This is a genomic window from Mycobacterium asiaticum (genome assembly GCF_001673315.1).
In the GTDB taxonomy this organism is placed as follows: domain Bacteria; phylum Actinomycetota; class Actinomycetes; order Mycobacteriales; family Mycobacteriaceae; genus Mycobacterium; species Mycobacterium asiaticum_B.
Map to the genome: position 1 here is coordinate 1 of NZ_LZLQ01000044.1, position 11,654 is coordinate 11,654.

8 protein-coding genes and 2 pseudogenes are annotated in these 11,654 nt (G+C 66.9%); 5 read left to right on the forward strand and 5 right to left on the reverse strand.

Annotated elements, in window-relative coordinates:
• Nucleotides 1-262 (reverse strand): annotated as a pseudogene (locus A5636_RS07080) (NYN domain-containing protein); the annotation flags it as partial.
• On the opposite strand from A5636_RS07080, the pseudogene A5636_RS07085 reads away from it, so the two are divergent.
• A pseudogene (locus A5636_RS07085) lies at nt 255-515 on the forward strand (NYN domain-containing protein); the annotation flags it as partial. The pseudogenes A5636_RS07080 and A5636_RS07085 sit on opposite strands and share 8 nt — an antisense overlap.
• Nucleotides 516-581: 66 nt before the next feature.
• Entirely contained in the window at nt 582-3,440 is a 2,859-nt protein-coding gene (locus A5636_RS07090) for an MMPL family transporter (RefSeq protein ID WP_065157990.1), read from the forward strand.
• 180 nt (nt 3,441-3,620) lie between these two features.
• Here the strand turns inward: A5636_RS07090 and A5636_RS07095 are convergent, their stop codons facing one another.
• A complete protein-coding gene (locus A5636_RS07095; protein ID WP_065157991.1) occupies nt 3,621-4,760 on the reverse strand; it encodes an AI-2E family transporter in 1,140 nt (379 codons plus the stop codon).
• 136 nt (nt 4,761-4,896) lie between these two features.
• On the opposite strand from A5636_RS07095, the gene A5636_RS07100 reads away from it, so the two are divergent.
• The gene (locus tag A5636_RS07100; RefSeq protein ID WP_081287650.1) at nt 4,897-6,000 is read left to right on the forward strand and encodes a TIGR00374 family protein; all 1,104 of its coding nucleotides are present in this window, start codon (nt 4,897-4,899) and stop codon (nt 5,998-6,000) included.
• 8 nt (nt 6,001-6,008) lie between these two features.
• On the opposite strand, the gene A5636_RS07105 is transcribed toward A5636_RS07100, so the two are convergent.
• Complete coding sequence (locus tag A5636_RS07105) at nt 6,009-6,512, reverse strand: hemophore (protein WP_065157992.1); 504 nt, start codon at nt 6,510-6,512, stop codon at nt 6,009-6,011.
• A 235-nt stretch (nt 6,513-6,747) separates the two neighbouring features.
• Between A5636_RS07105 and A5636_RS07110 the strand changes: the two genes are divergently transcribed.
• On the forward strand, nt 6,748-9,768 hold the full coding sequence (locus A5636_RS07110; RefSeq protein ID WP_065157993.1) for an MMPL family transporter: 3,021 nt from the start codon (nt 6,748-6,750) through the stop codon (nt 9,766-9,768).
• Nucleotides 9,765-10,280, forward strand: coding sequence for a hypothetical protein (locus tag A5636_RS07115; protein WP_065157994.1), 516 nt, complete (start codon nt 9,765-9,767; stop codon nt 10,278-10,280). The genes A5636_RS07110 and A5636_RS07115 overlap by 4 nt, the downstream gene beginning before the upstream one ends.
• Here the strand turns inward: A5636_RS07115 and A5636_RS07120 are convergent, their stop codons facing one another.
• Both A5636_RS07120 and A5636_RS07125 read right to left on the reverse strand, forming a co-directional pair.
• The gene (locus tag A5636_RS07120) at nt 10,281-10,967 is read right to left on the reverse strand and encodes a hypothetical protein (RefSeq protein ID WP_065157995.1); all 687 of its coding nucleotides are present in this window, start codon (nt 10,965-10,967) and stop codon (nt 10,281-10,283) included.
• Nucleotides 10,964-11,641 carry a hypothetical protein gene (locus A5636_RS07125; protein ID WP_253900524.1) on the reverse strand — a complete coding sequence of 226 codons (678 nt, stop codon included), beginning with the start codon at nt 11,639-11,641 and terminating at the stop codon, nt 10,964-10,966. The genes A5636_RS07120 and A5636_RS07125 overlap by 4 nt, the downstream gene beginning before the upstream one ends.
• Between the last annotated feature and the right edge of the window lie 13 nt (nt 11,642-11,654).

Consider the following 11,654-nt stretch of genomic DNA (forward strand, 5'->3'; position numbering starts at 1 on the left):
GCACTTGAACCGGGACCCCGGCCCGGGCGACTTCCTCCAGCGGTTGGCGGAACGCCTGACCGTCGGCCGAGGCCACCACCAGAGCCGCCAAGCCCTCTGCGAACCGCTGATCGATGTGTTCGAGCATGTCGCGGTCGACGTCGCTGTCCTCATCGATCTTGGGCTTGGCGAAGACGGCGAATCCCACGTTGCGCAGCGCGTCCACCCACGGCCGTACCACCTCGGCGCTACCGGGTGCGATGTTGGTGAAGACGGTGGCCTCGGCCGACGGTCAGGCGTTCCGCCAACCGCTGGAGGAAGTCGCCCGGGCCGGGGTCCCGGTTCAAGTGCTCGGATTTCGTGAACACGCTAGTTGGGCGCTAGCGTCGGATACCTTGGAGTTCGTCGACCTGGAGGACATCGCAGGTGTGTTCCGGGAGCCATTGCCGCGGATCGGCCTGGATTCGCTGCCTGAACAGGGGGCATGGCTGCAGCCGTTCCGGCCGCTGGCGTCGCTCTTGACCTCGCGTGCGTAACCAAACCGCGTGTCCGACAATCGAAAAGCAATGCGCGGGTCGCTAGCGATCCAGTAAGGAGCTTACGTGTTCGCCTGGTGGGGTCGAACGGTGTACCAATACAGGTTCATCGTAATCGGGGTCACTGTGGCTCTGTGCCTATTCGGCGGCATCTTCGGGCTCAGCCTGGGCAAGCATGTCACGCAGAGCGGCTTCTACGACGACGGCAGCCAGTCGGTCAAGGCCTCCATCCTGGGCGACCAGGTCTACGGCCGCGACCGGACCGGTCACATCGTCGCCATTTTCAAAGCCCCGGACGGCAAGACCGTCACCGACCCGCAGTGGTCGAAGAAGATCAGCGACGAGCTGAACCAGTTCGTCTCCGACCACCCCAAAGAGGTGCTCGGCTGGGCCGGCTATCTGCGGGCCCCGGACAGCACCAGCTCGGTCATCAAGGGCATGGCCACTGACGACAAGCACTACACGTTCGTGTCCATCCCACTCAAGGGTGACGACGACGACACCATCCTCACCAACTACAAGACCGTCGAGCCAGCGCTGCAGAAGCTGGATGGCGGCACGGTCCAGCTCGCCGGTTTGCAACCGATCGCCAGCGCGTTGACCGGCACTATCGCCACCGACCAGCGACGCATGGAAGTGCTGGCGCTGCCCTTGGTTGCCGTGGTGCTGTTCCTGGTGTTCGGCGGCGCGGTCGCGGCATGCCTGCCGGTCATGGTCGGCGGCCTGAGCATCGCCGGCTCGTTGGGCATCTTGCGGTTGATCGCGATGTTCGGGCCGGTGCACTTCTTCGCCCAACCGGTCGTCTCGCTGATCGGTCTCGGTATCGCCGTGGACTACGGGCTGTTCGTGGTGAGCCGGTTCCGCGAGGAGATCGCCGAGGGCTACGACACCGAAGCCGCGGTGCGCCGCACGGTGATGACGGCGGGTCGCACGGTGGTGTTCTCGGCGGTGTTGATCGCCGCTTCCGGCGCCAGCCTGTTGCTGTTGCCGCAGGGCTTCGTGAAATCGCTGACTTATGCCCTGATCACCGCGGTCACCCTGGCCGCGATCCTGTCCATCACGCTGTTGCCGGCCTGCCTGGGCGTCCTGGGCAAGCACGTCGACGCCCTGGGTGTGCGGACCGCGTTCCGGGTGCCCTTCCTGCGGAACTGGAAGGTCTCTCGGGCTTACCTGAACTGGCTGGCCGACCGGCTGCAGAAGACCAAGACGCGCGAAGAGGTCGAGGCCGGATTCTGGGGCAAGCTGACGAACTTCGTCATGAAGCGTCCGCTGGCGTTCGCTATCCCGATCGTGGTCGGCATGATCCTGCTGATCATTCCGCTGGGCAACATGTCTCTGGGCGGGATGAGCGAGAAGTACCTCCCGCCGAACAATTCGGCGCGCCAGGCCCAGGAGCACTTCGACAAGCTCTTTCCCGGCTATCGCACCAATCCGCTGACTGTGGTGATCCAGTCCACCAACCATCAGCCGGTCACCGACCAGCAGGTGGCGGACATTCGCAGCAAGGCGATGGCGATCCCGGGGTTCATCGACCAGGACAACAACCCTGCGAACATGTGGCAGGAGCGTCCGCAAGCGCCGGGCGGCTCGAAAGACCCGTCGGTTCGGGTGCTGCAGAATGGGCTGTCCAACGCCGCCGACTCGTCGAAGAAGCTCGAAGAGCTACGCGCCATCACCCCGCCGAAGGGCCTCGAGATATACGTCGGCGGAACGCCGGCGCTGGAACAGGATTCGATACACAGCCTGGTGGACAAGGCGCCGCTGATGGTGGTCGTGCTGATCACCACCACCATGCTGTTGATGTTCCTGGCATTTGGCTCAGTGGTGCTGCCGATCAAGGCGGCGGTGATGAGCGTGCTGACGCTCGGGTCCACCATGGGCATCTTGACCTGGATATTCATCGAAGGTCACGGTGCCGGCCTACTGAATTTCACGCCGACACCACTGATGGTGGTGATCATCGCGCTGGTGGTGGCTGTCGGTTATGGGCTGGCCACCGACTATGAGGTATTCCTGGTCTCCCGAATGGTCGAGGCCCGCGAAAACGGCATGTCCACCCAGGAAGCCATCCGAATCGGTACCGCAACCACCGGGCGGCTGATCACCGCGGCCGCGCTGGTGCTGGCGGTGGTCGCCGGGTCGTTCGTGTTCTCCGACCTGGTGATGATGAAGTACCTCGCGTTCGGGTTGATGGCGGCGCTGCTGCTCGATGCGACCGTGGTGCGGATGTTCCTGGTGCCGTCGGTGATGAAGCTGCTGGGCGACGACTGCTGGTGGGCGCCGCGCTGGATGCGGCGCCTGCAGAACCGCATCGGGCTGGGCGAGATCCAGCTGCCCGACGAGCGCAAGCGGCCCGCCAGCACGGTACGGCCGCCGGTCACCGCCGGTCTGGTCGCCGCGGGTGCCAAAGCGGCGCCTCGCGCACCGCACGACCCCACCCACCCGGCGGCGCTGGAGCGTTCTCGTCCGGCCGCCAGGCCAGAGCTGGGACCGGGCGCCGGTCAGGTTCCGGTCCGGGCGACTCCCCCGGCGAACCAGCCCGCGGAGCCACCGACGGCCCGCCTGAAGGCCCAAGGCAATCCGCCGGCAGGCCGCGCCGAACCAGCAACGCCGCGTCCGCCGAAGCGGGTACCGCCGCCGGCGCCGTCGGCCGATCAGACCAACAAGATGCCCGCGGCCGGCGGTCGGCCGGAGACCAAACCGGACGCCAAACCCGAGACCAAACCGGACATGAGGGCCGACTCCGACAAGACGGCCGCTCTGCCTGTGCAGCGCGCCGAGGGCGACGACTCCGAGACCGCCACCGAGAAGCTCGACGCCCGCGCGATTCAGGACGACGGCACCGTGGACCCCGGTCGACGGCGCCGTACCGGAGGGGGCGGTCTGAGCGCTCAGGACCTGTTGCGTCGCGAGGGCCGGATCTAGGTTCTCTGCTGTGGCGAGCGTGCACAGCCGGACAGTGACACGCCGCAGAAGCTGGCATTCTGTGCACGCTGAGCGCCCGGTACCCTGCGCGGAAGCGCGGCGCTAGCCGTCGCCCGTACCTGCGCCGAAGCGCGCGCTAGCCGTCGCCCGGCTTTTCGCTAGCCGTCGCCCAGCTCGGCGCTAGCCCTCGCCCGGTTTATCCGGTGTGGCCTGCACGATCGGCGCCACGTCTTCCTCTTCTCGCTGCTCCTCCTGCGCGGCCTCCGGATCCCTGGCCAACAGCACCTGCAGTGCGTTGTTCAGGAAGGCCACCGTCGGTATCGACAGCAAGGCGCCGACGATCCCGGCCAGCACGCCACCGGCGGCGATCGCGAGCACCACGACCAACGGGTGGATCGACACGGCACGGCCCATCACCAGCGGCTGCAGCACATGCGCTTCGAGCTGGTTGACCACGATCAGCAAACCGAGCGTGAGCAGCGCATAGACCAAGCCCTTGGCCAGCAGCGCCACCACCACCGCCAGCAGGCCCGACACCAACGCACCGATCAGGGGCACGAAAGCACCGAGGAAGACAATCGAGGCCAGCGGCAACGCCAGCGGCACCCCCATGATCGCCAGGCCGGCGCCCACGCCCACCGCATCGGTCAGGGCGACCAGGAACGTGGCGCGGATGTAGCCGGTCAGGGCTCCGTATCCGGCAAGTCCAGCCTCATGGACGCGGTCCCGGACGTGGGCGGGAAATATCCGCTGCACGTACTTCCAGATATTGCGTCCGCCGTAAAGGAAGAAAATCAGCGTGAACAGCACCAATACCGCCGCGGTGAGCAACTCGGTGATGGTGGCTGCGGTCGACAACGCACCGCTGGTCACCTTCGCCTGGTTATTGCGCAGCGCCTCGATCGCGGCGTTGCCGGCATGGTCGATCTGTTCGTTGCGAATGTGTGCCGGCCCTTCGATCAGCCATCTCCGGCTGGAGTCGATGCTGCGCTCAACCTGTTTGACCAGGTCGGGAAGGCCCACGATGAACTGAGTGACCACGAACGTCAGCAAGCCGCCCAAGATCGCGAACCCGCCGAACAACACCATCGCGACCGCCGCGCCACGCGGCAACCCCCGCCGGTCCAGCCAGTCCGCCAACGGCACCAGCAACGCGCTGAGCATCAGCGCCAGCAACACCGGCACCACGATGACTTCCAGCTTGCCGACGACCCAGAGCAGCGCTACCCCGGCAGCGAGGATAACCAACAGCCGCCACGCCCACGCGGCGGTTTTGCGAACCAGCGGGGTCACCGCGTCGTCGTCGAAAGTTGTCGACATTCGGCCACTCTAACGGTGCATAGCGGTCAACTCCCGCAAACCCGGGCGGCACGATCCGGTTACGAGCCAGGAACGACCCCGACACGTCGGCGACGTGCAGCTTTGGCCGCGTCACCCGCCCGGTTACCCTAATGCGATGTCGCACGACGCCGCCTCCCGCAAGCTCGTGGGGGTACCGCTGGCGCCGGGCGAGACCGCTCCGCGGGGCAAGTACTGGTGGCTGCGGTGGGTGGTGCTGACGGTTGTGGCGCTGGTGCTGGGCGTCGAGATCGCGTTGGTGTGGGATCAGCTGGCCAAGGCGTGGATGAGTCTGTTCGAGGCCGAATGGTGGTGGCTGGTCGCCGCGATGGTGGCCGCGGCGGCGTCCATGCACAGTTTCGCCCAGATTCAGCGCACCCTGCTGCGGTCGGCCGGGGTGCACGTCAAACAGTTGCGGTCAGAGGCCGCGTTTTACGCCGCCAACTCACTGAGCACTACCCTGCCCGGCGGCCCGGTGATCTCGGCGACGTTCCTGTTGCGTCAGCAGCGGATCTGGGGCGCCTCCACCGTGGTGGCGTCCTGGCAGCTGGTCATGTCGGGGGCGTTGCAGGCGGTGGGACTGGCAGTGCTGGGCCTGGGCGGCGCCTTCTTCCTGGGCGCCCGGAACAACCCGTTCTCACTGCTGTTCACCCTCGGCGGTTTCGTCGCACTGTTACTGCTGGCGCAAGCCGTCGCGTCGCGTCCAGAGCTGATCGAAGGGATCGGCGGCAAGGTACTCAGGACGGTCAATTCGGTGCGCGGCAAACCTGCCGACACCGGCCTGGCGAAGTGGCGCGAGATCCTGACGCAGCTCGAGTCGGTCAGCCTGAGCCGGCGCGACCTGGGGGTGGCCTTCAGCTGGTCGCTGTTCAATTGGATCGCCGACGTCGCCTGCTTGGCCTTTGCCGCCTACGCCGCGGGTGACCACGCCTCGGTCGCCGGGCTGACCGTTGCCTACGCGGCGGCGCGTGCGGTCGGCACGATTCCACTGATGCCCGGCGGCCTCCTGGTCGTCGAGGCCGTGCTGGTGCCCGGCTTGGTGTCGAGCGGCATGACCCTGCCCAACGCCATCTCAGCGATGTTGATCTACCGGCTGATCAGCTGGCTGTTCATCGCCGCGATCGGCTGGGTGGTGTTCTTCTTCGTGTTCCGCACCGAGAAGGCATCCGACGCGGACGCCGACGACCCGCCGACCGATCCGAGGATTCGGACGGCTGGCTGAGTCGTCGTTCAGCGGTTGTTGGGCTTGGGCCCCGGGAGCGGACCCGTGCCGGCCACCGGCGCGGCCGGTGTCCCCGCCCCCGGCAATCCCCCCGGCAGACTCGGCAGCGCGCCGCCCTGGGCGGCCTGCACCATGGTCAGCGCCTGCGGCAGCGAGATCGGCAGCCTGCACTGCGTTCCCAGCTTGTTCAGCGGGTTGGCCAACCCCTGCATGTCGAGGGCCACCTTCGGGTTGGCCTCTAGATAGGTCTTGATCGAGCCCAGCGACTGCGGCCCCGGCTGCTGTTGCAAAGCGCTCGTCATCACCTGGTTGGTTTCCGGATGGGAGTCCAGGTAGTCGCCCATCGACTTGGCCACCGAGCCGACCGTTCGGGCGACCTCGCTGGCCGCGCACGGGTCCGTCGAACCCGTCGCGGCCGGCGCCGCCAGGACAGCACTGCCGGCGCACGACAGACCCGTCGCGGTCACTACTGCGAAAAGCCCACGGCGCACATTCGCCCTGCTTGGCTTCATGAATTACTCCTCACGACCGCCGCTCGACGTCCCCCGACCGCGGCTGTCCACATCCTGCCATCCTGGGCAGCAGCGGTGCCAACTCGTCAGTGGTGATCACGACTTCACAACAATCCCGCCGAAGCGGTGTCGTCCCAGCTCAGGAACCGATAGGCAGACTTCAGTTCCGCGTTCTCGGGTAGGCTCGCGGGCACGCGCTGCGGAGAAATACGGGGAGATAGAAATCCAGCAGTTCATGATGCGGCTAAGCCGCAACCTGCGCAGATTCCGCTGGTTGGTCTTCACAGGCTGGTTGCTTGCCCTGGTGCCGGCGGTCTATTTGGCGTTGACGCAATCCGGGAACCTCACCGGCGGCGGGTTCGAGGTGGCCGGTTCGCAGTCACTGGCCGTGCACGACGAACTCGTCGCTCAGTACCCAGACCTGGGTGCGTCGCCATTGGCGCTGGTCGCCGCCCCGCGCGCCGACTCCACCTACCAGGACATCACCGAAGCCGTCGCCGAGTTGCGACGCATCGCCGGCGAGCTGCCCGGGGTCTCCGAAGCGCCCAACCCCACCCAACGCCCCCCGCAGCCGGACCGGCCTTACGTCATCACGCTGCGACTGGACGCCCGCAACCCGGGCACCAGCGACGTCGCCAAGAAGCTGCGCCAGCGGATCGGCGTCGAGGACGACCGTTCCGGGCAGACCGCCAACGGCCGCGTCCGGCTCTACGTCATCGGACAGGGCGCGTTGTCGGCGGCCGCGGCGGCCAACACCAAGCACGACATCGCCAAAGCCGAAGAGTGGAACTTGCCGATCATCCTGATCGTGCTGCTGGCGGTGTTCGGCTCGCTGGCCGCGGCCGCGATCCCGCTGGCGCTCGGCGTCTGCACGGTCGTGGTCACCATGGGCCTGGTCTATGCGCTGTCCATGCACACCACCATGTCGGTGTTCGTCACTTCGACCGTGTCCATGTTCGGCATCGCACTGGCCGTGGATTATTCGCTGTTCATCCTGATGCGTTTCCGGGAGGAGCTGCGCACCGGCCGACAGCCGCAGGAGGCGGTGGACGCGGCAATGGCCACCTCCGGGCTCGCGGTGGTGTTGTCCGGCATGACCGTCATCGCCTCGCTCACCGGCATCTACCTGATCAACACCCCGGCGCTCAGATCGATGGCGACCGGCGCGATCCTCGCGGTCGCCATCGCGATGCTGACTTCGGCCACGCTGACTCCCGCGCTGCTGGCTACGTTCGCCCGCGCCGCGGCCAAGAGGTCGCCTCTGCTGCACTGGTCGCGCCGACCGGAGAGCACGGTGTCGCGGTTCTGGACCCGCTGGGTCACCTGGGTGATGCGCCGGCCCTGGATTTCCGCGCTGGCGGCCTCAGCGGTGTTGCTGCTGATGGCCGTACCAGCGATGTCGATGGTGTTGGGTAACAGCCTGCTGCGTCAGTTCGATTCATCCCACGAGATTCGGGCTGGCGTGGCCGCCGCATCCCAGGCCCTCGGGCCGGGCGCCCTGGGACCGGTCCAGGTGCTGGTCACGTTTCCGGACTGGCCGCAGGGCCCGGATGCTGCGCCCGCCCACGCAGAACTGCTCGGCAAGATCCGGCAGAAGATGGCGGAGGCACCCGACGTAGCATCGGTCACCCCGCCGGAATACGCCGACGACAACAACAGCGCCGTGCTCGGCGCAGTACTTTCCGTCGATCCGGAAGACATGCGTGCGCGACACACCGTCGACTGGATGCGCAGCCAGGTGCCCACCGTCGCCGGCGACGCGCAAGTGGCTGTCGGCGGGTCGACCGCACTGATCAAGGACTTCGATGATCGGGTGGCCGCGACGCAGCCCCTGGTGTTGGGCTTCGTCGCGCTGATCGCCTTCCTGATGCTGTTGCTGTCGGTGCACTCCGTGCTGCTGGCGATCAAAGGCGTCCTGATGACGTTGCTGTCGGTGGCGGCCGCCTACGGCAGCCTGGTGATGGTCTTCCAGTGGGGTTGGGCCGAGGGCCTCGGTTTCCCGCACCTGACGTCCATCGACAGCACGGTGCCGCCGCTGGTGCTGGCGATGACATTCGGTCTGTCGATGGATTACGAGATCTTCCTGCTGACACGCATCCGGGAGCGTTTCCTGCAGACCGGTCACACCCGGGATGCGGTCGCCTACGGCGTGAGCACCAGCGCCCGCACCATCACCAGTGCGGCGCTGATCATGATCGCGGTGTTCTGCGGCTTCGCCTTCGCGGGCATGCCACTGGTCGCCGAGATCGGTGTGGCGTGCGCTGTCGCGATCGCCGTCGACGCCACCGTCGTTCGGCTGGTGCTGGTTCCGGCGCTGATGGCGATGTTCGCCAAGTGGAACTGGTGGCTGCCGGGTTGGTTGGGTCGCGTCCTGCCGTCGGTCGATTTCGACCGTCCGCTGCCTGACGTCGACCTCGGCGGCGTCGTCACCATTCCCGAGGACATCACCGCGGTGATCGCGCCCAGCGCCGATCTGCGCATGGTGATCAAATCCGCGGCGAAACTCAAACACCTTGCGCCGGACGCGGTTTGCGTAGCCGACCCGCTGGCGTTCAGCGGTTGCGGACGCAAGGAGCCCGACCGGGAACCCGAACCGGACACGGTCGACGCGGACGCGGTGACGGTCTCTTTCGGCCCGACGGGCGCCAGCGGCGCGGTCGCCTCGATCGGCGTGGGCCAGGCCCACGCCGTCGCCCAGGCCGCCAGAAGGGCCAACAAAGTCAGCGAGGCGTATCGCAACGGCATCGCCCGCGCGATATCCCGGCCTGACCGCGGGGTTCATCCGGTCACGCTCTGGCGCGGACGCCTGTCCGTCGCCCTCGACGCACTGGAGAGTGGTGGCCGGACGCGCCCGAAGTACCGGCGCCGCAGCCCGGTCGAGACCACCAACGTCCAGCTGCCCACCGGAGATCGATTGCTCATCCCGACCGGGGCGGAAACGCTGCGACTGAAGGGCTATCTGATCATGGCCCGTAACAGTCACCGCGATTACGCCGATTTTGCTGACATGGTCGACGTCATGGACCCGGAGACCGCGGCGGAGGTGCTGGCCGGGATGGACAGGTATTACTGTGGTCAACCTGCCGGACCGTCTTCGCGGCAGCAACGGATGGCCACCGAACTAGTCCGCCGGCTGGCCGATCCCGATCCGTCCGACGTTGATGAGGATTGGTCCGAGGCAGAGAAGGCAGACTGGGAGGACGTCAGGCAGCGCTGCCTGTCCGTGGCCGTAGCAATGTTGGAGGAGGCGAGGTGACGTTGGCTGCCGACCGCTGGAAGGGCGCGCCCGCCGCGTCGTCCCACCCATCCGACTCGGTGCGGCGGCCCGACTCGGACCAGCCCGTCGAATTCTGGTCCACTGCCGCGATCAACTCTGCCCTGCGGGGCGGCGACATCGACACCTGGAAGCGCATCGCCGGCGCGCTGAAACGCGATCCGTATGGGCGCACCGCCCGCCAGGTCGAGGAGATCCTGCGCGGATCCCGTCCCGTCGGAATCGCCAAGGCCCTGTGGGAGGTGCTGGAACGCGCCCGCACCCATCTCGAGGTCAACGAGCGCGCCGAAGTCGCCCGGCACGTGCAGCTGCTGATGGACCGATCTGGCCTGGCGAAGCAGGAGTTCGCGTCGCGCATCGGGGTGGCCGCCGACGACCTCGCCTCCTACCTGGACGGCAGCGTCAGCCCATCGGCGTCGCTGATGATCCGGATGCGCAGATTGTCGGACCGGTTCGTCCGGGTGAAGAACGAGCGGTCGCCCGACTCGAACTGATCAGCGCCCGATCGGCACGAAGTCCGACACCAACCAGTCGTTGCCGCGTTTGGCCAACGTGACCCGCACCGCCGGATTGGCCCTACTGGCGGGTTGACCGGGCGCATTCTTGGTCACCCGCATGATCACCGCGACACTGGCCGCCGTCGGCCCGATCGCCTCGACACCAGCCGCCAGCGTGGCGGCCTGGATGGACACCTTCTGCTGCACCAATTCGGCGCTGGATTTGGTGAACTCCTCTTTGAACTTGCCCACGCGTTCCGGCACCATCAGCGCCGCGGCGCGGTCTACCGAAGCCGCAGGCGCGGTAGGGGAAAACGACGCGACGGCCTCGGCCAGACCGGTCGCGACCTGGGTCACCGCGGTCGAGTCCTTCTTGAAGTCGTCGTCCTTGGTGGTCCAATGCGTGTATCCGGTCACCACGGCTGCGCACAGCGCCGCTGCGGCCAGAAAGACCACCGCCAACCGCAACCCCGGCGCATCGTCGTCGGTACCCACTGTCACCGAATCGCGGCGCAGCAGCCAGAAGTTGATGGCGACGCCCTCGATCACCAGCAACACCAACGCGGTACCGACCGCCACCCACCATCGCGGCCACGCAAGCACACCCCCGATCGCCACCAGTGCGGTGATCGCCGCCAGCGGCGCCAGGATGTCGAACGCGAACAGCCGCCACAGGTTCCTCATCGGATCGACTCCAGCTTGGAGATCATCAACTTGTCGTCCACGTTGGAGACGTCCAGACGCAGACTCCAGTGCACGGTTTGCGGCTTGCCGCCGGTGTTCTCACTGATCGACGTGGCGACCAGCATGACCGAGTCGGTCCGGGTGGCGAAGGCCGGCAGCTTGGTGGTCACCACCGGCCGGGGGTTGCCGGGTTGCGTGTCGAGGTCGCGGTGCACGGTGTCGATGGCCACCGCCTCGATCTGTCCGGTGCTGCGGCTCTGCAGTTTCGCCACCACCTGCCGGTAGGGCTGGACGGCGGCGTCGAAGTCGGTGTTCAGCTGTCCCACCGTCCCGTCGTGCAGGCGCTGCAGACTGGCGTCGATGTTGCCGTTGTTCATGTTGATCAGCACATCGGTCCAGTCGGTGGCCGCCTGCATGACCCGGGACAGGTACACGCGCTCGGCGGAGGCGTCGCGGTGCGAGGTCCAGATCAGGGCGCCCAGTACCAGCGCCGCGACCGCGATCAAACCCAGCACGGTCGAGGCGATGCCGTAGCTGGAAATGATCCCGTCTTCTGACGGGTCGTCGATTTCCTCGGCGGTCTCGTCTTCTTGGACGATCCCGTCTTCTTGGACGATCTCGTCTTCTTGTTTGCCGACGCCCTTGGCCGCCTTGGTTTTCTGCTGGTCAGGCATGGCCCGATCGTTG